Below are 23,944 nucleotides of genomic sequence, written 5' to 3' on the forward strand. Positions count from 1 at the left end.
CGCGGAAGGGCGTAAGGCAGCGCCGCTCGGGGCGGCGCGCCCGCCTGCCGGGCTCGAGCACCGGGTCAATGCGACCGCTCCAGCGAGCCGCCGAAATAAGCGTCCTGAATTCGCTCGACTAAGTCGGCATCCTGGGCGTCTGCCCGGAGCACGATCCGTCCCTGAGCGAGCGCGCATACGCGGTCGGCGCAGCGAATGGATTTCTCGACTAGTTGCTCGACTAGGAGGATGGCTGTCCCGGTCTCCTTGAGGCGCGTGGCGACTGCGAGCACGCGATCGACCAGGACGGGCGACAGGCCGGCGGAGGGCTCGTCCAGCATGAGCAGCTTCGGCCTGCGAACGATGCCCTGCGCGACGGCGAGCATCTGCTGCTGGCCGCCCGAGAGAAGGCTGCCCAGATCGTCGCGCTTTGCGGCGAGCTCCGGAAAGTAGGCGAAAGCCTCCTCCACGCGCTGCGCTCGCTCGCTTCGAGGCACGTCGTAGCCGGCCAGCAACAAGTTGTGGCGCACCGACAGGCCGGAGAAGACACGGTGACCTTCGAGGACATGCACCAGGCCGTTGCGTACGACATCCCGGGGGCTGCGGCCGCGGAGGTCCCGGCCGTCGAAGCGGACGCTGCCCGAGGCCGTCGGAAGCAGGTTCGAAATGACCCGCAGGAGCGTCGATTTGCCAGCGCCGTTCGGCCCCAGGAGCGCGAGGAGCTCGCCGGCTCGCACCTCGACGCTGACGTCGTGCAGGACGGCGACGTTGCCGTACCCGGCCCGCAGGTCGCGGACCTGGAGGAGCGGCTCAGGCACCAAGATAGACATCGATCACCTCCGGGTGGCGCCGGATCTCGGCCGGCGAGCCTTCCGCCAGGATGCGGCCGCCATTCATGACCGTGATCTCGTCGCAGATGCCGAAGATCAGGTCGGCGTGATGCTCCACCAGGACGATCCCCACCCCGTTCTGGGCGAGGGCCTTGATCAGGCCGTCGAGCTCCGCGATCTCGGCCGCGGAGAGGCCCGCGGCCGGCTCATCCATCAGTATCAAGCGCGGCCTCAGCATGAGCGCGCGGGCGATCTCGACGAAGCGCAGTTCGCTGTGCTGGAGCCTCTCCGCCCGGGCGCCGGCGAGCGCCTCAAGCCCGACGATCCGGAGCGCGGTCATGGCCTCCTCGGCGAGCCGTGCCTCGTCGCGCCGGTAGCGCGGCAGCCCGGCCATGATCTCGGGGAAGGTCGCCGTCCCGCCGATCGCCCCGCCGACGAGAACGTTGTCGAGCACCGATAGCTCGCCGGCGATGCGCGGCCGCTGGAAGGTCCGCGCGATTCCGAGCTCGGCGCGCACCTCAGGCTCCGCCCTTGGCAGCGGCAGGTCGCCGAGGCTCACCGACCCGGCAGACGGGACGTTGTAGCCGCTGATGATGTTGAGAAGCGTCGTCTTGCCGGAGCCGTTGGGCCCGATGAGCCCGTGGATCCGGCCTGAATGCAGCGTGCAGGTGACGTCGTCGATCGCGCGGACCGCATCGAAGTTCATGACGAGGTTCTGCAGGCGCAGCGGGCCTCTCCATTCGGCGTGGGCAGCCAGCCGCGGGAGGAGGTCGGGCCGCGGCTTGATCGTCCGGCCAGCCGGCAGCGGCTTGCGGTTCGCGAAGTCGATGAGTTGTGCGATCCCGCCCGGGATGACCAGGACGATGGCGAGCAGGAGGACCGCGTAGAGGAAGGCCGACCAGCGCACGAGCGGCGCCGCCACCTCCGGCAGAAGCGTCAGCAGGATCGTGCCGAGAAGCGGGCCCAGAATCGAGTTCCGCCCGCCGATCAGGATGGCGATGAAGAACAGGATCGACAGGTCGAGCGTGAATGCCTCGTAGGACAGGTAGGACTGGAGCGTTGCGAACAGCCCACCGGCAAGCGCGCCGAACCCACCGCTCACGAGGAACATCGCCGCGAAGAGCCGCGGCCGCGAAATGCCGACCGATTCCGCGGCGACCTCCGTGTCGCGCAAGGCGACCAGCGATCGGCCGACGCGGCTCTGCGCCAGATTGCTTGTGATCCATGTCGCCGCGACCGCCAGGACCACGCAGAGCAGATAGAAACCAGGCACCGAATCGAACGGGTGCGGGAAGATCGGCCCGGGGATGCCGGTCCCGCCGCCCGTAACCGGTTCCCAGGCCAGCGCCACTTGGGTCAGGATCGTGGCGAAGCCGAGCGTCGTCATGGCGAAGTAGAAGCCACCGAGGCGCAAGGCAGGCAGCCCGACGACGAGCCCTGCAAGCGCGCCGATGACGGTGGCGCCCACCAGCGCGGCAGCCGGATGCCAGGCAGGACCGAGATTGCCGACGACGAGGGCGCTCGCCGTATAGGCGCCGAGCGTGAGGAGCGCGATCCAGCCGATGGCGAGCTGCCCGGCGAACCCGACCGCGAGGTTCAGGCCCGCGATCAGGACCCAGTAGACCGCCACGCGGCTTGCGACGACCGTCCAGTAATCGTTGCCGAGAAGCGGGACGACCAGAGCGACGACGAGGATCGCCAGGTAGGGGGACAACAGCCAGCTGCTGCCTGGACCGACGGCGGTCCGGAGCGCCGCGCTCGTCATACGCGCCTCGTCCGGACCGCACCGAAGATGCCGTTTGGCGCGAGCAGGAGAATAACGATGAAGGCCGTGAAGACCGCGACGGATGCGAAGACGCCCCCGAAGACGAAGTTGGCGGCCTGCTGGAACAAGCCGAGCGCGAGCCCGCCTGCGAGCGCCCCCCGATTGTTGCCGACTCCGCCGATCGCCACGGGTATGAAGCCATAGAAGGTCAGGAGCCCGCCATTGCCGAAGAAGGCCAGCAGAAGCTGGCCGCCGGCGAAGCCCGCCGCGCCGCCGATGGCGCCCGCGATCGCGAAGCTCGCGACGCGCAGTCCCGCCTCGGGAAGGCCGAGCGCCCGGCTGGCGAACTGGTCTTCCGCGATGGCCCGGAAAGCGAAGCCGAGGAGCGAGTGCCGGTAGAGAAGCTCGAGCGCGATGATGATCGCGCCGCAAGCGAGGAGCGGCAGCCAGAACTTCTCGTCCAGCGGGTCGCCACGCCCGATCCCGAAGATGCGCGGGAAGGGTTTTGGCTCAGTGCCGTAGCCGATGGCCGTAAGCTGCGCCATCATCTGGGCGAGGGCCAGCGTCGACAGCACGTAGAGGTGCTGCTCAAGCTTGTGCAGCACCCTGCGCACCGCGACGATCTCGGTGACGACCCCGGCGAGAGCGCAGGCCGCCACCGTGAGCACGAAGCTCGCGGCGGCCGGCAGGCCCGTGGAGGTCATGAAGAGCGCGCCGAACACCCCGCCCAGCATCCCGAACTGGCCCGCCGTGAAGCTCATCACGCGCGAGGCCGAGTACATCGTGTTGTAGGTGATACCGATGAGGGCATAGACCGCCCCGATCGCCAGACCGGACGCGATGATCGAGGCAATCAACGCCGAACCTCCCTCGTGTATCGCCGATTGCGGAGCGCAGCCGCTGACCAGTGCGAGCGGCCGCCGCCTTCACTCAGGTGTAACCGGGAGCGAGCCTGTATCCGCCATCGCGCAGAGAATTCGCCTCGCCCATGCAGAGCGAACTCGCAGGGAAGCCGTTATGGTTGGTCTCTGAGTAGGAATAATCCGTGAAATATCCGGAATAGTGCTTGAGCGTCTTGAAGAACGCGATGATGTCCTGCGACTCGACGCTGCCAGTCGTCTTCACGGCAAGAGCGATCATGTCGACCATGTCGATGCCGTAGATGATCCAGTACAACATCCAGTCGCCGACATCGAGCTTGCCTCGCGTCCGCTGGAGGAATTCCTCCGTCTTCGCCGGCAGCCGACCGCTTGCGTCGAAGGAACAGCTCCTGAAGGTCTGGACATAGACCTTCTCCCAGTTCTTGCGCGTTTCCAGCAGCTTCCCAGTTTCGCCGGTGCCGAGCGAGTTGTGGCCGACGACCGGGACGTCCCAGTTCAGGGTCGCGCGCGCATTCAGCACGCGTGCACCCAGCGCCGGGGAGACCGACCAGACGAGGATCGCCTCGGCTCCGGCGTTCCGCATCCGCATGAGGTCGGGGACGACGTCCGGCTGATTCGAGTCGATCGTGCCCTGGTAGACCACATTCCCGCCCTTCGCCTTGTAGGCCGGGTTGAACTCCTGGACAGTGCTCTGCCCATAGCCGGTCGGATCGCCGATCACCGCGACCTGCTTCGCGCCGAGCTTGTCGAAGACGTAGTTCGCCGCCAGGTTGATGACCATCGAGTTCATCGGCGCCATGCGGAAGGCGTTCGGGTACAGCTTCGGGTCGATGAGCTTGTCGACGAAGCATCCGTGCAGATTCATCATCTTGGCGCGCGCCATGATCGGCGTAGTGGCCAGCGCCTCGCCCGAGCTGATCGGGCCGATCACGGCGTTGACCTTGGCGTTGCTGATCATATCCTGGACGGCGTTCACGGCCTTCGCGGGCTCTGCCTGCGTGTCCCGCGTGATCATCTCGATCTGCCGCCCGTTGATGCCCCCGGCCGCATTGATGGCGTTGACGCCGAAGCGCGCCGAGGCTTCGGCGGCGATGCCCGGGGCGGATAGCTGCCCGGTCAGGCCTGCTAGGCAGCCGATCTTCAGAGGTCTGCTTTGCGCTTGTGCGATGTGAGGGGCTCGAACCAAGGCTGCCGCAGCCGCGGCCCCGAGTACGACGGTTCTGCGCGTATCGCCCAACACGTCCCTCCATCATCTTTCGCGAAGCGAGCATTCGCCCTGCCTCAAAGGACAGATTGTCTTACAAGCTGATAAGCTGTCAACCGGCTGTAACGCTATGGAGCGGACACTCTCGCGGAGCCAACCCGGTCAGGAGGTGGCCCGGCTTGTCGTCCGGCTAAGGAGGGAGCGACGCTTTAGGTTCAGTGTGTTGACGGTCGAGCACGTCGGCTTTCGAGGAAAAGCTGCGTAATCTCGGGTGGCCGGGAATAGGCGCAGTCCGGAACGTCCGCTCTCGGGCGCCGACCCAAAGTTCCGCTTGTGGCGCAGCCCGGTGCTGATCCGGGATCGGGTGGCTGTGGTTCTGACCTCTCCTCGGACCAAAGCCGCCTCTAAAGCCAAGACATATCTGGCCATTCGGACCCGGTTGCAGCACGAAGGGCGGGTTCGCGACCTCGCAATGTCCAATGCCGCAATCGACGGTAAGCTCCGGGGCTGCGACCTCGTCCGACTTCGTGTCGCCGATATTCACCTCGGAGATCCAGTCCGGCTTCCAGCCACCATCGTACAGCAGAAGACCGGCAGGCCCGCACCGGCGGCTCATACCCGCCGTAACCGTGAAGGCTCGGATCGGGTCGGAAGCGGCCCTCGCTGATCTGCGCTGCTGATGTCCACGTTCGGCCAGGCACCTGGAGTCCAATTCTGACGCGTCTTCGGCCAAGTCTGGCCGAAAGCAGATCGGCAGCTTTCGCGTACGCGGGTTGTGCAAGCGGGCTTAGTGGAGCAGCCGTTTGCCGCGAGCGATTTCGGGATTGGGCCTCGAGCGATCGACGCTCGAGCTCTGGAGCGACGACGCCTCCAGATGCCAAAGACATTGCGCGACGGGCCCTCGGCCTCCAGCCGCAGAAGCGTTGAAAGGGCTATAATCACGGCATCGACGACGTGAGATGTGCTCGCGACCTTCCGCTTCGGGCTACGCTTTGACGGTCGCAAGCCCGACTGCACTTACGGTCAGGATCAGAGCCAGCAACTCGCGTACGCCGAGCGCCTCGCCGACGACCAAGGTTCCAGACCCGACGCCGATGATCGGGACGAGGAGCATCGCCATCGCGGGGGTGGACGGCGGGAGGTGGCGAAGGCTTGCGAACCATCCAAGATAACACAGACCCATCGGGCAGATCGCCATGTAGAGCATCGCAGCGGCACCGTGCATGCTCAGCGCAGACAGGTCTGGCCGTTCGAAGGCAATCCCGATGGCGACCATGGGCAGGCACCCAAGCCCAATCTGAAGAGCAGTGCCGATGACGGGCGGGAGGGGCAGTGGATACCGGCGACCGCGCACCGTTCCGAACGCCATGAACACGGCCGCGATGAGCATAAGCGCGATCCCGGGTACCTTGTCGCCCGTTAGGCTGAGATCGGTCCCGCTTAGCAGCAGCATGATGCCGCCAAGTCCAACGGCAAGCGCGAGCAAATCTCGAAACGTCGGACGGGAACCAAGGAGAGGCCAGGCGAGAAGCGTCGCCCAGAGTGGCATCGTGTAGACGAGCAGCGTGCCCTCGCTGATCGTCAGCCAGAGTAGCGCGACCGTCGGCAGACCCATCCAGGCGAAGACATTCGTGAGCGATGCGAGCCCGAGCCTCGGCAGGACGCTGCGGTCGAGTTTCAATCGTTCGCCAAGCGCAATTCCGATCATGCCAACGGTGATGGCGCCTGCCAGCCCCGCCGTTCCGCGCGCGGAAAGCGGCGGCCATTCCCGGAGGATGATCTTGACGAGCGGCCAGTTTAGGCCCCAGCCGATGACGGCTAGCGTCAGGTACACCACCGCAAGGTGGCGGGCGCGGGCGCTTGAATCGCCCGAGGTCATCGGCCGCCTCTACCTGGCCGAATGACTGAACGTCGCGGCGGGAGCCAGCAACTCGAGTGAGTGCCCTCCACAGGAGCGGTGGTGGGCATCGTTCTTGGACTGGCGCTCTAGAATGCCGCCGGCGGGCGAAGCTTCCGCCCATCGACGAGCCGCGAGTACTCGTATGGGCTCGGGTCGACGAAACCCCGCTCGCCACATGCGATCTCTGCTGCCAGCCGACCGGCGGCGGGACCGATCCCAAACCCATGTCCGCTGAACCCAGTGGCGAGCGTCAGACCCCGGACGCGATCGACGGTCCCGATTACCGGGACGGCGTCGGGAGTTGAATCGATCGTGCCACCCCAGGCTTCGGCGATCTGGAGTCCCTCAAGGCCAGGATTGGAGGCCGTGAACACCGCAAGCGCCTGCTGCGACAAGCTGGGATCCGGCTCGGGATCCAGCACCCGCGTCTTCTCGAACGGCGAAGGTGCGTCCCCGCGCCCAGCGTTCCCTCGCGTCAGCTGCCGGAAGAACTCGGCGCCGAAGCGCACCTTCAGCCCTCTGCGACGCTCCAGGTAAGTCGGCAGGAACTGTCTCGAATAGCGGATGAGATCGGGCGTGATCTCGACGGTACCGCGGCCTCGCAGCGCGAGCGTGTAGCTCCCGTCGAGTCGGCGGCGGACGCAGTATCCGTCCGTGCCAACGGCCCCCGGCCCGATCTCCGGGGCGGGGCTCGTGCGACACGCGGTTGCGTTCACCAGCCCGATCGGCAGCTCAATTCCATGCTGGCGGCAGAAGAGCGACGACCAGGCTCCGCCGGCGAGAATGACAGAAGCGGTCCGGATAAGGCCTTGTTCGGTGACGACGCCCGCCACCGCGCCCCGCTCCAGTTCGAGGCCGCGTGCGGCGCAGCCTTGGTGAATGGTCACGCCCGCATTCCGGGCAGCGCTCGCCAGGACAGGCACGGCAAGCGAGGGCTCCGCGCGCCCGTCGCTCGGCGTCCACAGCCCTCCCAGCCAACCTTCCGCATTGCCCGGCAGCTTCCTGGCGACCTCGTTGCCGTCCAGGATCTCGCTGTGCACCTGCTCCTTGCGGGCCATCTCAGCCCACCGTCCCCAACTTGCGAGTTCGGCCGGATCCTTGGTCAGGAAGAGAACGCCCGTCCGGCGAAAACCCATGTCGGTGCCGGAATCCGATTGCAGGTCCTCCCACAACCGGAGGCTCTCCCGCGCGAGAGGGACCTCCTGCCGTGCCCGCAACTGTTGCCGACACCAGCCCCAGTTCCGGCTTGATTGCTCCGCCCCGACATGCCCCTTCTCGACGAGAGCGACGGATCGCCCACGCTGCGCCAGGTAGTAGGCTGCCGCGACGCCGATGATTCCCCCGCCGATAACCACCGTATCCGCCGCTTTCGGGGGAGGCCCGTCGCTTTCGATCCTGTTCAGGGATGGTGACATGAGTACCGCTCTGAGGTCCGGTTGCTACGAGGTCATCGCTTGTGGGCCGACACGATCCACAACACGTCTGCGCTGACGTCGGAGACGTTCTCGAAGCGATGGGAAATCTCGCTCGGGAAGCGAAAGCTGTCGCCCGCCTCGAGGTCGAAGGGCTCCTCCGCCAGCCAGAGACGGAGTTCCCCGGCCAGGACTAGGCCGGCTTTCTCGCCGAGATGGCTGTAGAATTCCGGACCGGAGGTGCCGCCGGCGGCGAGGGTGACGCGATAGAATTCGAGCGAACCCTTGGCCTCCGGAGCGAGCGCCTCCTTACGCACGCCGCTTGCGGTCAGGTGCAGCTTTCGCCGAGCCGCCCGCCGCAGGATGTAGGGCGAGGATTTCGGCAGCTCCAGCAGGTCCTGCGCGGCGAAGAACTCGGAGATCGGCACATCGAGCGCGAGCGATAGGAGCCGCAGCGAGCGGATGGAGGGTGTCGAGAGCCCGCGCTCGATCTGGCTCAGCATGCCGATCGACAGGCCGCACCGGTCCGACAAGGCCTGGATCGATAGGGATCGTTCCCTTCGGATCGCCCGAACCTGAGAGCCTAGCCGGCGATCCTCCTCGTCGTGATCCGCCGAGGCGGGTTCCGTCGCCGCTGCGCTGGTGGTGTTCACACCGATCTTCCGAGCCGTCGTCTCAGTCGGACATCTTAATCTCTCGCCGGGGTGGATCAACCAGAATGAAAAGTTGACAGCGCCATTCATCCGGATTGAAGATTGGCCGGAGCTCCGCACCGGGGTCTTTTGCAAGAGTCACGCCCTCGCGCAGTGCGCGATGAGCGATGAGGTCGGTTTTTCAATGAGCCTCGCGATGACTGGACAGGCCTTGTCGAAGATGGAGATCGGCGTCGACATCGGCGGCACGTTCACGGACGTGGTGTGCCGCACGCCGGGCGGTCCGTTGCGGCTCATGAAGGTGCCGACGACCCGAAAGAACCCGAGCGAGGCCGTTCTCAAAGCGGTCGAAGCGATGCGCGACGCGTGGGGGCTCGACCCGGCCACGATCTCGCGTTTCGCGCACGGTACGACGGTTGCCACAAACGCCGTCCTGGAGCGCAAGGGCGCCCGCATCGGCATCATCACCAGCCACGGCTTCAAGGACATCCTCGAGATCGGCCGTCAGCTGCGGAAGGCCGTCTACCAGGTGATCCTGCAGCCGGAGACGCCGGTCTTCCTGGCGCCGGGCCGGTTCCGTCGCGAGATACCGGAGCGCGTCTCGGCGACCGGCGAGGTTGTGACGCCGCTCGACGAGGAGGCGCTGCTCGCCGCGGCCGCCGAGTTGGTCGAAGGTGGCGCGACGTCGATCGCCATCTGCTTCCTGTTCTCGTTCGCCAATCCGGCGCATGAAAAGCGGGCGCGAGAGCTGATCGAAGCCGCCCATCCGGACGTGATGATCTCGGTCTCGCACGAGGTGGATCCGAACTTCCGGGAATACGAGCGGACGGTCGCGACGGCCTTCGACGCCTACGTGAAGCCGGTGGTCGACCGCTACCTCGCGGATCTCGAGGGTGGCCTCGCCACGGCCGACATCGCCGTTCCGCTGCAGGTGATGCAGTCGCGCGGAGGCCTCAGCGTCGCCGGGGTCGCGCGGGAGCGCCCGGTTCGCCTGTTCCTGTCGGGGCCTGCTGCGGGGGCCATCGGCGGGCAGATCGTCGGACGGTCGGCGGCCTGCGACAACCTGATCACCATCGACATCGGCGGGACCTCGGCCGACATCGCGCTGATCGCGAGCAGCAAGCCGATGCTCCGCCCCGAAGGGTTGATCGGAGATCATTCCGTCCGCGTGCCCATGGTGGACGTGAACACGATCGGCGCGGGCGGCGGCAGCATCGCGCGGGTCGATGCCACGGCGGGCTTGCGGGTCGGCCCTCATTCGGCCGGCTCGGAGCCGGGCCCGGCCTGCTACGGGCGCGGCGGGCAGGACGCGACCGTGACGGATGCGTCCGTGGTCATGGGGTACCTCGATCCCGGTTTCTTCGCCGGCGGCAGCATGCGCCTGGATCCTCGGCTGTCCGAAGCCGTCATCGACGAGAAGGTCGCCCGGCCGCTCGGAATGTCGCGCGAGAAGGCTGCGCTCGGCATCCACCGCGTGCTGAACGCCCACATGGCGGAGGGCATCCGGCTCGTCTCGGTCCGCCAGGGGATCGATCCGCGCGAATTCGCGCTTGTTCCGCTGGGAGGCGCCGGCGGCATCCATGCGACTGCGCTCGCTCGCGAGCTTAACATGACCCGGGTCGTCGTGCCCCGTATTCCGGGCGTACTCGCGGCGGCGGGGCTCCTGGCCGCGCCGGTCGAGCACGAAGTCTCCGCCACCTACACGGTCAGGCTGCCGGATCTCGATCGGGCTGCGCTACGCGACGCTCTAGACGCGCTCGATGAGCGCGCGGGGCGGCTGATGGGGGCGGAACGCATCGTCGACACGGCAATCCGGATCACCTACTTCGCCGACATCTGCTACATCGGCCAGTCCTATACGCTGGAGATCCCCCTGGATCCTGGCGCCGGGGATCTCGGCGCGCGGCTCTACGAGCTGTTCCTCGAGGCGCATGACCGGGTTTATGGCCACAGCGTCCGGGCGCCGGCCCGCATCGTCTCGCTTCGCGCCGTCCATCAGGCCGGCGGAAGCGCCGTGCTCGACGAGATGCGGCTCGCCGTGAAGGAGGGCCCGGTCGAGATCGGAACGCGGAAGATCATCGTCGAAGCCTATCCGGACTGGGTCGAGGCGCAGATCCTCGACCGGGAGGCGATGCCGGTCGGCTACCGCTTCGAGGGGCCCGCTATCGTGCAGCAGCCGGACACCACCACGCTTGTCGAGCCGGGGTGGTCGGGCGTCGTCGATGCCGCCGGCAACCTCGTGCTCACGGCCCATTGAGAGGAACCCAGCCTTGGACGGGATTGTCGCTACGCGCCAGCTGGATCCGATCACCGTCGAGGTGGTGCGGAACAAGCTGGAGGGAATCGCGAACGAGATGCAGCAGACGCTGCTGCGCTCGTCGTTCTCGCCCATCGTGAAGGAAGGACTCGATGCATCGTCGAGCCTCTTCACCATCAAGGGCGAGACGCTCGCTCAGGCGATCGCCATCCCGATCCACCTCGCGACGCTGATCCCGGTCCTCAAGCGGATCCTCGATACGTTCCCCGTCGAGACGATGGAGGATGGGGACGTCTACATCATGAACGATCCCTATCTCGGCGGAACGCACATCCCCGACATCGCGCTCGTCATGCCGATCTTCTCCGGCGGCGTGCCCGTCGCCTTCTCGGCGACCATGACGCACCATCAGGATCTCGGCGGCATGGCGCCCGCCTCGCTCCCGACCGATGCTGTCGAGGTCTTTCAGGAGGGCCTGCGCATCCCGCCGCTCAAATTCAGGGAGCGCGGCCGCTACAACGAGACGCTGGTCGCGATGATCCGGCAGAACGTGCGCATCCCCGACACGGTGATGGGGGACCTGAATGCGCAGCTCGCCGCCTGCATGGTCGGCGCGAGGCGCGTTGCGGAGCTCTCCGCCTCGCTCGGCCGCGACACCGCCGGCGCGATCTTCGAGGAGCTGCTCGACCGCTCGGAGGCGATGACGCGGGCCGCCCTGCGGCAGATCCCGCCTGGCACCTACCGCTTCGTCGACTTCAACGACAATGACGGCATCCATCTCGACCGGCCGATCCGGATCGAGGTCGCGGTGACGGTCGGTGACGGCGTGTTCCATTGCGATTTCACCGGCTCGTCGCCGCAGGTCACGGGCCCGTTCAACACCGTCCCTTCGGGATCGCTCGCGGCCGCTTGCTTCGCCATCCGGGCCGCGACCGATCCGAACATCCCGACCAATGCGGGATGCTTCCGGCCGATCACGCTCAATCTGCCGCAGGGCAGCATCGTCAACCCCATCGAGCCCGCGCCGGTGAACGCGCGCAGCGCCACCATCAAGCGGATCACGGGCACGATCCTCGGCGCTCTCCGCGAGGTTCTTCCGGAGAAGATCCCGGCGGACAATGCGGGCGAACTTCTCGCCGTGATGTTCGGCGGGCAGCGCGACGGCAAGCTCTACGTCACGGGCGAGCTGATCTCAGGAGGCAGCGGGGCCGGCCCGCATTCCGATGGCGTGGACGTGATCGAGACCGACGCCACGAACTGCATGAACCTCCCGGCCGAGGCGATGGAGATCGAGACGCCCATTCGGGTCCGGCAATTCGCCCTGCGCAAGGGGTCGGGCGGGCCGGGCCGCCAGCGCGGCGGGCTCGGGCTCGTGAAGGAATACGAGATCCTCGACGGCGACGTTCGCTTTACGCACCGGGGCGAGCGCCATTTCCATCAGGCTTCCGGCACCGCCGGCGGCCAGCCCGGCGCCTCGGCGTATTCGGTGGTGATCCGAACGGACGGCCGCGAGGAGGTCGTCCCTTCGAAGCTGATGACGGTCCTGCACAAAGGCGACCGGGTCAGGATCGAGACCGCCGGCGCGGGCGGGAACGGCGACGTCAGCGAACGCGACCGTGAGCTGGTCCGCCTCGACGTCGCGGACGGAAAGATCAGCGAAGCAGACGCGCGGGACATCTACGGCCTGAAATAGGCGAAGCCGGGACAACCCCTCCATCCACCCCCCAAACGAGGAGTTTGCGACGTGAAGAGCATCATCTCGGTTGCCTCTGCCCTGGTCCTGTCGCTGACGCCTCTCGGCGCGTTCGCGCAGACCAAGAAGCCCGACAAGATCGTCGTCGCCGCCTATGGCGGCATCTGGGCCGAGTCGGTCCGGAAGAACTTCGTCTCGTGCTTCGAGAAGAAGACGGGCGTGAAGGTCGACATCGTGACAGGTGAGTCGGCCGATTGGCTCGCCCGAATCCGCGCCAATCCGAAGAACCCGCCGATCCACGTCGTCGCGCTGGCGGAGGCCGACAGCCTGCGGGCGGGCCAGGACGGCCTCCTGGAGACGATCACGGCCGACAAGGTTCCCCACTTCAAGGACATCCCGGATCAGTTCCACAAGCCCTGGAACGACACCTCGGTGGTCCAGAATTTCGGCGCCCTCGGCATTATGTACAACAAGGACGTGATCAAGGACCCGCCGAAGAGCTGGAAGGAGTTCATCGACAACACCGCCGCCGGCAAGTACGGCAAGCGCGTTTCCATGCCGTCGGGCACCTATACTTGGGGGCCGGAATTCCTGTGGCTGCTGTCCCAGCAATATGGCGGCAACATCGATGAGGCGTTCGCGAAGGTGAAGGCGGCGTCGGCGAACGTCGTGAAGTTCTGGGCGACGCCCGTGGAGGCGCTGAACCTGTACGGGACGAAGGAAGTCGACATCATGGCCTACTGGGACGGCCGCGCGGTCAGCTTCATCGACAAGGGTAATCCCTGGACGGCCTTCTACATCCCGAAGCCCAACACCATTGCGGGCTCCGTCCTCGTGTCCAAGGTGAAGAACGCTCCGGACGTGGCCTGGGACTACATCGATTGTGCGCTCTCGCCGGAGGCGCAGGCCGGCCACTCCACGACCATCCTCTACTCGGTCAGCAACCCGAAGGTCGTGGTAGCGGACGACGTGAAGGCGAAGCTGACGCCGGCCTCCGAGGTCGTCATCCCGCCCTATACGGAGATTTTCCCCAATTTCCCGAAGTGGATCGAGCGCTGGAACAAGGAAATGCGCTGACGCCACGATCGCGCAGGGCGACGGGACGATGATGGCGAGATCCGGAACTGCAGCGGCGGGAGCTTGGCTCGGCCTCGCCCCGCTCTGCCTGTTTCTCTGCGTCTTCTTCGTCGCCCCGCTGGTCGTGAATGGGACGGAGAGCCTCCGGGGGCCCGATGGCAGCCTCGGCCTGGCGCAGTACGGGCGAATTCTGGGGGACGGCTACTACCTGCTCGTGATCGGGCAGACGCTGGCCTTCGGGGTCGCGATGACGCTCATCACCGCCCTGCTCGGCTACCCGCTCGGCTACGCCGTCGCGCGGAGCCAGGGCTGGGTGAAGCCCTTCCTGATCTTCGCCATCGTGGCGCCCCTCCTGGTCAACGTCGTCGTGCGGTCCTTCGGCTGGATGGTGATCCTTGGCGGGAGCGGAGCGCTGAATGCAGGCCTCGTCGCCCTCGGCCTCGGCAAGCTCGACCTGATCTACAACTGGACCGGCGTCTCGATCGCCATGGTGCATGTCCTGCTGCCCTTCATGGCATTGTCGGTGGCGAGCGCGCTCGAGACGCTCGACCCGCGCCTGGAGGAGGCGGCCGGCGTGCTCGGCGCGTCCAACCTGCAGGTCTTCCGCTCGATCACCCTGCCCCTCAGCCTCGAGGGGCTGATAACGGGCTCGATCCTGGTCTTCTGCCTCTCGATCGGAAGCTTCGTCACCGTCCTGCTCCTCGGCAAGACGTCCACGATGGTCCTGCCGCTCCTGATCTACCAGCAACTGACCACTGCGTCCGACTGGCCGTTCGCGGCCGCCATGGGCGTGGTGCTGCTCGTGCTGGTGTCGCTTATCCTGTGGTCGCAGACGTTTCTTCGCCCAAGGTGGATGCGCGCGTGAGCATCGGGCAATCCATCTTCCGGGCCGTCCTCGTCCTCCTGGTCCTCTTTCTCTTCGCACCCATCGTGGTGGTCGTGGTCGCCTCGTTCACGGCCTCCGACTTCATCACCTTCCCGCCGGGCGCGTTCTCGGTGAGGTGGTACGAGAAGGTGCTGAGCGAGCCCGAATTCATCGTGCCACTCGGGAACAGCCTGACCCTTGCGATCGCCGCGACCGCTCTCGGCAGCCTGCTCGCCCTCCCGGCGGCGGTCGCGATTGTCCGCGGGCGCTTCCCCGGACGCGCCGCGATCGAGACGTTCCTGCTGTCGCCGCTGAGCCTGCCGACCATCATCCTGGCGGTTGGCCTCCTGTTCTTCTCGGCCCGGATCGGCCTGTCCGAATCGTGGGTCGGCCTCCTGGCCGGGCACGTCGTCGTCACCGTGCCCTACATCCTGCGATCGCTGGTGAGCGTCTACGCGCGGGCGAACCGCGAGGTGGAGGAGGCCGCCGCCATCCTCGGCGCGCCGCCGCTCCGGGTGCTCTGGCACGTCACGCTGCCGATGCTTCGCCCCGGCCTGATCGCGGGCACGATCTTCGCCTTCCTGATCTCGTTCGACGAGGTCGCGGTCGCGCTGCTGATGACGAACTCGGATACGACGACCTTGCCGGTCTCGATCCTCAGCTATCTCGTCTACAACTACGACCCGTCGATCGCGGCCATCTCGGCCATCCAGATCGGGCTCGTGCTAGCCGTCCTCCTCGTGCTTGAGCGCCTGGTCGGGCTCAAGACCGTGATGTTTACCGCCCGTTGAGCATAACCATGACGTCGACCTCAGCTGACCCTGCCCGCCACGCCGGCGCCTCGGTCGACGTCCGCTCGCTGACCAAGGCGTACGACGCTGTGGTGGCCCTGAAGGCGATCGACCTCTCGATCGCACCGGGCGAGTTCGTCGCGCTGCTGGGGCCATCCGGCTGCGGGAAGACGACGCTCCTGCGCTGCATCGCCGGCCTGATCGCACCGTCTGGTGGCGACGTGCTGGTCGCCGGCCGTGACATCACGGCGCTCCCCGTTCACCGGCGCGGGCTCGGCATGGTGTTCCAGAGCTACGCCCTGTTCCCGCACATGACGGTGGGCGAGAACGTGGCCTTCGGGCTCCGCATGCGCGGCGTCCCGAAGGCCGATCGGGCCGCCGCCGTCGCGAAGGCGCTCGGCCTCGTCCACATGGAGGGGCTCGTTGAGCGCTATCCGGCGCAGCTGTCGGGCGGCCAGCAGCAACGGGTCGCCCTCGCTCGCTCGCTCGTGACGAGCCCGTCGGTGCTGCTTCTGGACGAGCCCTTCGGCGCCCTTGATGCTCAGCTGCGCGATTCGATGCAGATCGAGCTTCGCCGCATGCAGCGGAAGCTCGGCATCACCGCTGTGTTCGTCACGCACGACCAGCGTGAGGCTTTCACCATGGCCGATCGCGTCGCCGTCCTATCGGGCGGCACACTGCAGCAATTCGACAAGCCGAGCGCGATCTACAATCGGCCCGCAACCCCGTTCGTCGCGCAGTTCATCGGGCAGGTAAATCGGTTCGCCGGCACGTACGCTCCTACCGATAGCACCGGGGGCGCAGTGACCGTCGCGGGTCTTGATGAGCCGCTGCGTGCGGAAGGCGGCGGGGGCGACATCCCGACGGGGACGCCTGTCATCGTGATGGTCAGGCCCGAGCGCATCCGGATCGCGACCGTTGGGGAGGGCGCAGCGCAGAACCGCCTGCCCGGCACCGTCTCGGACATTATCTTCTCCGGAGAGAAGGTCGGGATCTGGGTCGAAACCCCGATCGGCACCGTCGAGGTGCACCAGTTCAGCACGACGACCGACACGGGCACCACCCTGGCGATCGGCCAGGCGGTGACACTCCGGTGGGACGCGCAAAGCACGATGGTGTTTATGGATGAGTGACGCCGGCGATGTCTGCTGTTGGGCGGTGCTTCCGGCGAGCTGAGTGGCTGGCTCGGGCGGAGTGCGGCTGCCGCTTGAAGGCTCCTCGACGGGTGTCGAGGAGCTAAGCCGGTTAGACCTCGGTGCCTTCGGCGAGCATGAGCGCGTCCTCCATCCCCAGGCCCAGGCAGCGCACGTGCTCTCGATCTTCGTGTGCCCGAGCAGGAGCTGTACGGCGCGCAGAGCACCTCTCAGGAAGAGGAGGTCGAATGTTCGCTGCGTAGGAAGCTGCTCGACGCCGACACGCCGAAATTCTTCTCCGCCAACCATCCCCCATCCACGGGTAGAACGATGCCGGTGACGAACCGCGCCAGGTCGGACGCAAGAAAAAGGGCGGCATTGGCTACGTCGGTCTCAGTGCCGACGATCTGAAGCGGCACGGAGCCGGACAGGCCCTCCCGAAAATCCGGATCATCGAAATAGGCTTGCGTCATCGGCGTGCGGATCAGGCCCGGAGCGACTGCGTTCACCCGGATCCCCGCCGCGGCGAAATCACGGGCGAGGTTCCTTGTCAGTCCGATCAGGCCGTGCTTGGCCGCCGTATAGGCGGGGCGGTGTGTTATTCCCATCACGCCAGCCACGGATGCGATGTTGATGATCGATCCGCCGCCGCGCGCCCTCATCAGCAATCCGGCCTGCTGGGAACAGTAGAAGGGACCGCTCAGGTTCACTCCGATGACGCGGTTCCATTCATCGGGGGCCAGGTCGAAGGCGGTCTCGATCTCGCGGATCCCTGCGTTGTTAACCAGGATGTCCAGCCCGCCGAGCCTCTCCTTGAGAGCAGAAAACGCATCGGCGACGGAAGAAGCCGAGCTTACGTCGACGACGACGCCCTCGACATGAGCTGCGCCGCCGGATCGAAGCTCGCCGCATGCCGCCTCCACCTTGTCCGACGTGAGATCCATCGCGACTACGACGGCACCATGCTCGGCAAGCACGCGAGCGATCCCCATCCCGAGCCCGCCGGCGCTTCCCGTCACAGCAGCGATCTTTCCTTGCAGCAGCATGGACCGACTTCCTCCGTTATCTTCCAGGGCGGATCGATTGTACTTGCTTAGCTCGTTCTTTCGTTCAGATCCGGGGCTTACTTCGGGACAAAGACGCTCTCCGCGGCCGGAACTAGCGTGCGGATCTCCACAGCTGCGCCCGGTCTAACCCCGAAACACAAGTTCGGGAATTCAACGCGGGAGGATGTTGCCGTTCTGCAAGGTCCGGAGAAGGTCCAGGAACATCTCCTCCGTGTCTTGGCAGTGATGAAATCCCGCCTGCCGAATCTTGATTGTGCTGACATGATGCGGATTGGGCCGTTGGCCGAAACCGAAGAGGTAATCGGCATATTGCCAGGCCGGCACCATGTCCCTGTAGCTGTTGGGCTGGAGTTCGTACTTGTCCACGATGCCGTTCCAGATGGCCTCGTTCTCCGGCATCACGCGGGCCAGCGAGAAAGGCTGCGGCCCGGCATGCGCCATCCCGAAGAGATCGGCGATCCGCGGCCAGAGGTTCTGCCAGATGTATACGTCGCCGTTCGCGACATTGAATGCCTGGTTCGCCGCCTCCTCGGACGTCGCCGCCCATTCCAGCGCCTTCGCGATCAGACGTGCGTCGGTTGCCTCCCCGACCTTCTCCGGGCCGCCTGGGAAGCGGAGCGGGATGCCGCACTCGCGAGAGATAGCCGCGAAGACGCCGATCGCGTTGACGATGTTCAGGGGTGATCCGAGTGCGATGCCACAGACGATCTGCGGACGCAGGATCGTCCAGGTCCAGTCCTTGCCGACCTGGCGCCCGCGGAGCCAGTCTTCCTGATCATAGTAGAAGTTGGGTGGCATCGAGCGCGGATCGGTCTCGCGCGCCGGCATGCGGAACGGCCCGAGATGGGCGCCGTACGCCTTGGTCCCGTGCACGACGCCGACGTGGCGAAGCCCCGGCGAGTTGCGTTCCACGGCCTCGACGAGGTTGCGCAGCATCTCGAGATTCGATGCGGCATGTTCCGCCTCGATCCAGCCGCGGGCGATGTCCGGCTTCTCCCAGACGGCCCCGTAGACGACGTGCGTGATGCCCGAGACGCCCGACAGCGCGTCCTCGACGGCTTGGCGGTCCCGGAGATCAACAGAAACCCAGGACGCGCGGGTCTCGAACTCGGGTCGCCGCCTGGACAACCCGATGATCTCCCATTCCGGAAGCGCTTCGAAATGCGTGAGCGCAGAGCGCCCAACCATTCCCAGTCCCCCGGCGATCAGCACCTTCCTGGCGTCCACCCTCGCCCCCATTGTCGTATTGTCCAACAATGTATTGCGGGCGGCCGTGTGTTCTGTCAAATTGATCCCGCTGCAGGGAGGCAGCGCCGTTCATGTCCATGCGACGGAAGACTGCGATCGTCGGCATCGGTGCCACGCCGTACTACCGACGTGGGCGGTCGGCGCCGCGGACGCTGAACGAACTCGTCGGCACCGCCATCCTGGCCGCCATCGCGGATGCGGGCCTGCAGATCGAGGATGTCGACGGGTTCGCCTATTACGGAGGCGGCTTCGACACGCCCTATCTCTGCGAGATGCTCGGCATCCCCGAGGTGCGCTTCACGGCCGGGCTCACGGGAAGCGGCGGCGGTTCGGCTGGAGCGATCGGGCTGGCCTCGGCAGCGGTGATAGCCGGGCTGGCCGAAACCGTTGTCTGCGTCGGAGGCATGCAGCAGACCGCCCAGCGCTACGGCACGATCACGTCGGCTTATGCTCCAGATCCGGAGAACGCCTTCTTCCTGCCGGCCGGACTTGTCGGGCCGGGGCACATGTTCGCGCTGCTCGCCCGCCGGCACATGCACCTCTACGGGACGACGCGCGACCATTTCGCCGAGGTCGCCATCTCCAACCGGATCAACGCGCTCACGCACCCGGACGCGACGATCCAAAAGCCGCTCGCGCGGGAGGATTATTTCGCGGCGCCGCTGCTGGCCGATCCGCACTGTCTGTTCGATTTCTGCCTCGAGAACGACGGAGCCATCGCGGCGATCGTGACGAGCGCCGAGCGTGCGCGGGACCTGCGCCGCAAGCCGGTCAGTATACTCGCCAGCACTCATGGCGGCGAACGGGAATGGGGCCGCTCACTCTATTGGATGAACATGTCGGACGACCTCTTCGCCTCGTCGGGGCATCGCAGTGTCGCTCGCCGGTTGTACGCGGATGCCGGACTGGGACCGCAGGACATCGATTGCGCCCAGATCTACGACCACTTCACGTCGCAGGTGATCATGCAGTTGGAGGATTATGGGTTCTGCGAGATCGGTGAAGGGGGGCCGTTCGTGGCGAGCGGCGCCATACGGCGCGAAGGTGGCTCGCTGCCGATCAATACCGATGGAGGCCAGCTCTCATGCGGCTACATCTGGGGCATGACCCACATCCGGGAGGCGGTGGAGCAGATCCGCGGCACGGCCGCCAATCAGATCGACGGGGTCGAGACTGCGCTCGTGACTGGGGGACCCTCGAACGTGCCGGTCAGCGGCCTCATTCTCGCGGCGGCGTGACGATGTCGGGCCCGATCTCCAAATCCCCGCCAGAGATGTTCATGGAGGTCGTGACCGACGCCTGGACCGCTCCCTTCTGGCAGGCCGCCGCCGCACACCGCCTCGTGGCACCGCGCTGCGGCTCCTGCAGGCGCTTCCGCATGCCACCAGGCCCGTTCTGCCCGCATTGCCGATCTCAGAAACTCGAGTGGCCCGAACTGTCCGGGGACGGCGTGATCTACTCCTACACGATCGTGTCCGTCCCGATCACGCCCGAGATGGCCGACAGCGTCCCGTACGTGCCGGCCGTGATCAGCCTGCCCGACGCGGACGGCGTGCGGCTGATCAGCAACGTCGTGGACGCTCCGATCGAAGCGCTCCGCGTCGGCGCGCCAGTCCGCGTCCACTGGCACGACACGCCGAATGGCGTGGCTTTGCCGCAGTTCGTCTTGGCGGAGGACTTGGCCGGAACAAGCTGAGGCGCATTTCAAGCAATCTAAACAAAACGAAAACACGAGGGAGGAAACATTGAAGATTGGACAGATAGCTTTGGCAGCCCCGTTCGCACTGCTGCTGACGGCCTCGACGGCCCTGATGCCGAATGCGGCAAACGCGCAGATCTCGGATAATGCGGTCAAGATCGGCATCCTAACCGACATGTCCGGTCCCTTCGCGGATTTCGCGGGGCCAGGATCGGTCGTCGCGGCTGAGCTTGCAGTCGAGGACTTCGGTCAGAAAGTGCTCGGCAAGCCGGTCAAGATCCTCTCAGCCAATTCCGAGCTGAAGCCTGATGTCGCCTCCGCACGGGCTCGTGAATGGTTCGACGTCGAGGGCGTCGACATGATCAATGAGCTAACAGGTTCAACGATCGCGCTCGGGATTTCGCAGCTCGCACGCGAAAAGAACCGCATTGCGATCGTCAACAGCGCGGCAGTCACTGCACTGACGAACGAGCAATGCTCGCCGAACACCGTCCACTTCGCGTACGACATCTATTCAATTGCCAGCGCCACAGTCGAGCCGATCGTCAAGACAGGAGGCAAGACGTGGTTCTTCCTCACCCAGGACACAACGGGCGGCAGCTCGCTTGAGGAGACGGTTACGAAGTTCCTCGGCGTCGCCGGCGGCCGGAAGATCGGTGCAGTGCGCCACCCACTTAACGCCCAGGATTTCTCCTCCTTCCTCCTACAGGCTCAAGCCTCGAAGGCGGAAGTGATCGCTCTCGCCAATTCCGGATCCGAGCTGATCAATACGATCAAGGGCGCGAGGGAATTCGGGATCGTCCAGGGCGGGCAGAAGCTCGCCGCAACCAACGTGTTCATCACGGACGTGCATGCGCTCGGGTTACCGGTCGCACAGGGTCTGCTCCTCGCGACCTCGTTCTACTGGGACTACGACGACCAGACGCGCGCCTTTGCCAAGCGCTTCTTCCAGCGCATGAACAAGATGCCCACCATGTCCCAGGCCGGGACGTACTCTTCCACGAAGCTTTACCTGAACGCGATCCAGCAGGCCGGCACGGACGAACCTGCTGCCGTCATGCGCAAGATGCGCGAGATCCCCGTCAACGACATCTTCAAGAACGGCCGCCTTCGCGAGGACGGCAGCGTCATGCACGACATGTTCCTGGCTGAGGTGAAGAAACCGTCCGAGTCGAAGGCACCTTGGGACTATTACAAGATCCTCGCCGTCGTTCCGGCCGAAAAGGCCTATCAACCGATGGAGAAGAGCCGCTGCAGCCTGGTCAGGAAGAACTGAGGCCGGGCGCGCTAGCGCAATGCGTCACGCCGCGTGCGGCGTGACCTAGGAGACATGAGACGTGGCCCGCGATCCGATTCCCTTTCGCAAGCTCGATGTCGCTCCCGCCTACCGGGTGGTCTTCGACACTGTCGAGCGGCTCATCATGGAGGGACAGCTCAAGCCCGGCGACGTGCTGCCGACCGAGACCGAACTCGCCGAGCGATTCCAGATCAATCGGTCCACCTTGCGGGAGGGTATCCGGCTTCTGGAGCAGAACGGGCTCGTGGAACGAGGCGCCGCGAAGCGCCTCACGGTCGCGGTGCCGCAGATCGTCGGGCTTGCCTCCCAGGTGAGCCGCGCCCTCGTGCTCCACGACGTGACGTTCCTGGAGCTTTGGGAGATGTATATGGCGATCGAGCCCGTCGCGGCCGGACTCGCGGCTGCCAAGGCAAGCGACGCCGCGCTCGACGAGATGGAGGCGAACCTCGCCGAGATGGAGGCCAGCGTCTCCGATCTCAGCCGCTTCTTCGCGCTCGACATCGAATTCCACGGCATGATCGCGCGGGCCGCCAACAATCGCGCACTGCTCCTCGCACGCGAGCCCATCAAGACCCTGATGATGCCGGCTGCCCAAGCGATCCTGCCCAAGCTCAAGACCTACGACCGGGTCATCGCCGCACACCGTCTGATCCTCGCGGCTTTGCGCGGTCGCGACGAGGAACTCTCCGCCCACTGGATGCGCAAGCACTCGGCGGACTTCAAGCGGGGCTACGAGCTGATCGGGCTCCGGTCGGACGAGCGGATCGTCGATTTTACCCAGGTTCCCGGGGCACAGCAGCCCGACGCGGGCGAGGCCGCATGGCCCGCGGCGCGCCGCGCCTGACTGCCCCGCATCACCCAAGAGGCTCCAGAGTGGAACATTCGCTTCCGAACGCCGACGCGCACCTGACCGCAGGCGCACGAGCCTTTCCGGACCTCGCCGAGATCAAGCTCAATTCCCCGGCGGTCGCGCAGGACGCGTTCCCGATCTACGCCGCCCTCCGCGAGGCCGGCGGTGTCCTCTGGAGCCGGCGTCACAAGGCCTGGATCGTCTCCAGCTACGACCACGTCCGCGCCGTCCTGCTGCATCCGGCCGCCTCGGTCGAGACATTCGCGCCCGTGGCGGCACGCGGCACGCCCCATCACAAGGAGACGATCGACACGATCGGCCGCGTGACGGCTCACTGGATCCCATTCAACGACCCGCCCGTGCACACGCGGCTCCGCAAGGCCTTGCAGCGCGGCTTCATGCCGAGCTCGATCGCGTCACACGAGCCGATGATCAGGGCGATCACGCAATCCGTCCTGGACCGGATCGCCGACCGCCCGGAGATCGAGTTCCTGGACGACGTCGCCTTCCAGATCCCGGCGCTGGTGATCACGGAGCTGTACAATCTCCCGCGGGGCGAGGTGGACCGGATCAAGCGCTGGTCGGCGGGGATCGCGGAGCTGGTTCTCGGCTCGACCAACCCGGACCGCTACGAGACGACGGCCGGCATGATGCGGGAGATGGAGGAATTCTTCCGAGCCCACATCGCCGAGCGGGCGGCCGCGATCGCCTCGGGAGCGGTGTCGGGTGGCGAGTCGCTGCTCGATCTCCTGCTCGCCGCACGTAACACTCCGGACGGCCTGACGCACGACGAGATCGCCTCGACGCTGATCCTGATCCTGTTCGCGGCGCCTGAGACGACGGCGAACCTCATCCTCAACGCAATGCTGAACCTCGCCCTGCACCCGGAGGTACTCGATTCCATCAGGGCAGACCCTTCGCTGATCCCCGGCGCGATCGAGGAGCTTCTCCGCTACGACGGTCCTGTTCCGGCGGTGGTCCGGGTCGCCAAGGGCGACATCGCGCTCGGCGAGACAACGATCCGCTCGGGCGATCGCATCTTCCTTCTCCTGAAGTCGGCCAACCGCGATGAATCGTGCGTTCCGGCGGCCGATGAGCTCAGGCTTGGGCGCGGGCGCTTTCAGCACCTCGGCTTCGGGACCGGCCTTCACCTCTGCATCGGGGCGCCTCTGGCACGGCTCGAGGCGAAGGTGGCCTTCGAGGAGATCCTGAAACGCTTCCACGCGTTCGAGATCCGCGAGTCCGATATCCGCTGGCGGGACGAGCTTCTGGCCCATTCCCCGCGCTCGCTGCGGATCGCGATGCGCCCGCGCGCGGCAGCCTGAACCCGATGGTGCGGTGAC

The 23,944-nt window shown here is 66.1% G+C and carries 20 protein-coding genes; 11 read left to right on the forward strand and 9 right to left on the reverse strand.

Going from position 1 to position 23,944, the window contains the following annotated elements:
- Window positions 1–65: 65 nt before the first annotated feature.
- The 7 genes from ACO2SS_RS09050 to ACO2SS_RS09080 all read right to left on the reverse strand — a co-directional run bounded on the left by ACO2SS_RS09050 (window position 66) and on the right by ACO2SS_RS09080 (window position 8,624).
- The gene (locus ACO2SS_RS09050) at window positions 66–809 is read right to left on the reverse strand and encodes an ABC transporter ATP-binding protein (protein ID WP_423277305.1); all 744 of its coding nucleotides are present in this window, start codon (window positions 807–809) and stop codon (window positions 66–68) included.
- Window positions 790–2,574 (reverse strand): ABC transporter permease subunit, encoded by a 1,785-nt coding sequence (locus ACO2SS_RS09055; protein WP_423277306.1) that lies wholly within the window; start codon window positions 2,572–2,574, stop codon window positions 790–792. The genes ACO2SS_RS09050 and ACO2SS_RS09055 overlap by 20 nt, the downstream gene beginning before the upstream one ends.
- Complete coding sequence (locus ACO2SS_RS09060; RefSeq protein WP_423277307.1) at window positions 2,571–3,431, reverse strand: branched-chain amino acid ABC transporter permease; 861 nt, start codon at window positions 3,429–3,431, stop codon at window positions 2,571–2,573. The genes ACO2SS_RS09055 and ACO2SS_RS09060 overlap by 4 nt, the downstream gene beginning before the upstream one ends.
- A gap of 73 nt (window positions 3,432–3,504) precedes the next feature.
- Entirely contained in the window at window positions 3,505–4,692 is a 1,188-nt protein-coding gene (locus tag ACO2SS_RS09065) for an ABC transporter substrate-binding protein (protein WP_423277308.1), read from the reverse strand.
- Window positions 4,693–5,644: 952 nt separating this feature from the next.
- Window positions 5,645–6,538, reverse strand: coding sequence for a DMT family transporter (locus ACO2SS_RS09070; RefSeq protein WP_423277309.1), 894 nt, complete (start codon window positions 6,536–6,538; stop codon window positions 5,645–5,647).
- A 107-nt stretch (window positions 6,539–6,645) separates the two neighbouring features.
- Window positions 6,646–7,974: an NAD(P)/FAD-dependent oxidoreductase gene (locus ACO2SS_RS09075; protein ID WP_423277310.1), complete on the reverse strand. Its 1,329-nt coding sequence runs from the start codon at window positions 7,972–7,974 to the stop codon at window positions 6,646–6,648.
- Between the two features lie 32 nt (window positions 7,975–8,006).
- Entirely contained in the window at window positions 8,007–8,624 is a 618-nt protein-coding gene (locus tag ACO2SS_RS09080; RefSeq protein ID WP_423277311.1) for a cupin domain-containing protein, read from the reverse strand.
- A gap of 160 nt (window positions 8,625–8,784) precedes the next feature.
- Between ACO2SS_RS09080 and ACO2SS_RS09085 the strand changes: the two genes are divergently transcribed.
- From ACO2SS_RS09085 to ACO2SS_RS09110, 6 genes are read left to right on the forward strand one after another with little or no spacing between them, the layout of a single operon-like run.
- Complete coding sequence (locus ACO2SS_RS09085; RefSeq protein ID WP_423277312.1) at window positions 8,785–10,881, forward strand: hydantoinase/oxoprolinase family protein; 2,097 nt, start codon at window positions 8,785–8,787, stop codon at window positions 10,879–10,881.
- Between the two features lie 13 nt (window positions 10,882–10,894).
- Window positions 10,895–12,574 carry a hydantoinase B/oxoprolinase family protein gene (locus tag ACO2SS_RS09090; RefSeq protein WP_423277313.1) on the forward strand — a complete coding sequence of 560 codons (1,680 nt, stop codon included), beginning with the start codon at window positions 10,895–10,897 and terminating at the stop codon, window positions 12,572–12,574.
- A 51-nt stretch (window positions 12,575–12,625) separates the two neighbouring features.
- On the forward strand, window positions 12,626–13,651 hold the full coding sequence (locus ACO2SS_RS09095; RefSeq protein ID WP_423277314.1) for an ABC transporter substrate-binding protein: 1,026 nt from the start codon (window positions 12,626–12,628) through the stop codon (window positions 13,649–13,651).
- A 28-nt stretch (window positions 13,652–13,679) separates the two neighbouring features.
- Complete coding sequence (locus ACO2SS_RS09100) at window positions 13,680–14,516, forward strand: ABC transporter permease (protein WP_423277315.1); 837 nt, start codon at window positions 13,680–13,682, stop codon at window positions 14,514–14,516.
- Window positions 14,513–15,307 (forward strand): ABC transporter permease, encoded by a 795-nt coding sequence (locus ACO2SS_RS09105; protein ID WP_423277316.1) that lies wholly within the window; start codon window positions 14,513–14,515, stop codon window positions 15,305–15,307. Before ACO2SS_RS09100 ends, ACO2SS_RS09105 begins: the two co-directional genes overlap by 4 nt.
- An 8-nt stretch (window positions 15,308–15,315) precedes the next feature.
- Complete coding sequence (locus ACO2SS_RS09110) at window positions 15,316–16,440, forward strand: ABC transporter ATP-binding protein (RefSeq protein ID WP_423277317.1); 1,125 nt, start codon at window positions 15,316–15,318, stop codon at window positions 16,438–16,440.
- A gap of 230 nt (window positions 16,441–16,670) precedes the next feature.
- Here ACO2SS_RS09110 and ACO2SS_RS09115 read toward each other — a convergent pair whose 3' ends face one another.
- Window positions 16,671–17,486, reverse strand: a complete 816-nt coding sequence (locus ACO2SS_RS09115) for an SDR family NAD(P)-dependent oxidoreductase (protein WP_423277318.1) — start codon at window positions 17,484–17,486, stop codon at window positions 16,671–16,673.
- A gap of 171 nt (window positions 17,487–17,657) precedes the next feature.
- Window positions 17,658–18,746, reverse strand: coding sequence for an SDR family oxidoreductase (locus ACO2SS_RS09120; RefSeq protein WP_423277319.1), 1,089 nt, complete (start codon window positions 18,744–18,746; stop codon window positions 17,658–17,660).
- 80 nt (window positions 18,747–18,826) lie between these two features.
- Here ACO2SS_RS09120 and ACO2SS_RS09125 point away from each other — a divergent pair, with 80 nt between their 5' ends.
- The 5 genes from ACO2SS_RS09125 to ACO2SS_RS09145 all read left to right on the forward strand — a co-directional run bounded on the left by ACO2SS_RS09125 (window position 18,827) and on the right by ACO2SS_RS09145 (window position 23,926).
- Window positions 18,827–19,993, forward strand: coding sequence for a thiolase C-terminal domain-containing protein (locus ACO2SS_RS09125; protein WP_423277320.1), 1,167 nt, complete (start codon window positions 18,827–18,829; stop codon window positions 19,991–19,993).
- Window positions 19,994–20,034: 41 nt separating this feature from the next.
- On the forward strand, window positions 20,035–20,451 hold the full coding sequence (locus tag ACO2SS_RS09130; protein WP_423277321.1) for a Zn-ribbon domain-containing OB-fold protein: 417 nt from the start codon (window positions 20,035–20,037) through the stop codon (window positions 20,449–20,451).
- Window positions 20,396–21,730: an ABC transporter substrate-binding protein gene (locus ACO2SS_RS09135; RefSeq protein ID WP_423277322.1), complete on the forward strand. Its 1,335-nt coding sequence runs from the start codon at window positions 20,396–20,398 to the stop codon at window positions 21,728–21,730. The genes ACO2SS_RS09130 and ACO2SS_RS09135 overlap by 56 nt, the downstream gene beginning before the upstream one ends.
- A 61-nt stretch (window positions 21,731–21,791) precedes the next feature.
- Complete coding sequence (locus ACO2SS_RS09140; RefSeq protein WP_423277323.1) at window positions 21,792–22,595, forward strand: FadR/GntR family transcriptional regulator; 804 nt, start codon at window positions 21,792–21,794, stop codon at window positions 22,593–22,595.
- Window positions 22,596–22,624: 29 nt separating this feature from the next.
- A complete protein-coding gene (locus ACO2SS_RS09145) occupies window positions 22,625–23,926 on the forward strand; it encodes a cytochrome P450 (RefSeq protein WP_423277324.1) in 1,302 nt (433 codons plus the stop codon).
- Window positions 23,927–23,944: the final 18 nt, after the last annotated feature.

This window comes from Enterovirga sp. CN4-39 (genome assembly GCF_049446235.1).
Lineage (GTDB): Bacteria > Pseudomonadota > Alphaproteobacteria > Rhizobiales > Beijerinckiaceae > Enterovirga.

Bases quoted from the DNA above. Each gene is read 5' to 3' on its own strand.
- ACO2SS_RS09120 (WP_423277319.1), bottom strand. From the start codon at position 18,746: ATGGGGGCGAGGGTGGACGCCAGGAAGGTGCTGATCGCCGGGGGACTG.
- ACO2SS_RS09135 (WP_423277322.1), top strand. From the start codon at position 20,396: ATGGCGTGGCTTTGCCGCAGTTCGTCTTGGCGGAGGACTTGGCCGGAA.
- ACO2SS_RS09125 (WP_423277320.1), top strand. From the start codon at position 18,827: ATGTCCATGCGACGGAAGACTGCGATCGTCGGCATCGGTGCCACGCCG.
- ACO2SS_RS09070 (WP_423277309.1), bottom strand. From the start codon at position 6,538: ATGACCTCGGGCGATTCAAGCGCCCGCGCCCGCCACCTTGCGGTGGTG.
- ACO2SS_RS09110 (WP_423277317.1), top strand. From the start codon at position 15,316: ATGACGTCGACCTCAGCTGACCCTGCCCGCCACGCCGGCGCCTCGGTC.
- ACO2SS_RS09130 (WP_423277321.1), top strand. From the start codon at position 20,035: ATGGAGGTCGTGACCGACGCCTGGACCGCTCCCTTCTGGCAGGCCGCC.
- ACO2SS_RS09100 (WP_423277315.1), top strand. From the start codon at position 13,680: ATGATGGCGAGATCCGGAACTGCAGCGGCGGGAGCTTGGCTCGGCCTC.
- ACO2SS_RS09050 (WP_423277305.1), bottom strand. From the start codon at position 809: ATGTCTATCTTGGTGCCTGAGCCGCTCCTCCAGGTCCGCGACCTGCGG.
- ACO2SS_RS09115 (WP_423277318.1), bottom strand. From the start codon at position 17,486: ATGCTGCTGCAAGGAAAGATCGCTGCTGTGACGGGAAGCGCCGGCGGG.
- ACO2SS_RS09055 (WP_423277306.1), bottom strand. From the start codon at position 2,574: ATGACGAGCGCGGCGCTCCGGACCGCCGTCGGTCCAGGCAGCAGCTGG.
- ACO2SS_RS09075 (WP_423277310.1), bottom strand. From the start codon at position 7,974: ATGTCACCATCCCTGAACAGGATCGAAAGCGACGGGCCTCCCCCGAAA.
- ACO2SS_RS09085 (WP_423277312.1), top strand. From the start codon at position 8,785: ATGAGCGATGAGGTCGGTTTTTCAATGAGCCTCGCGATGACTGGACAG.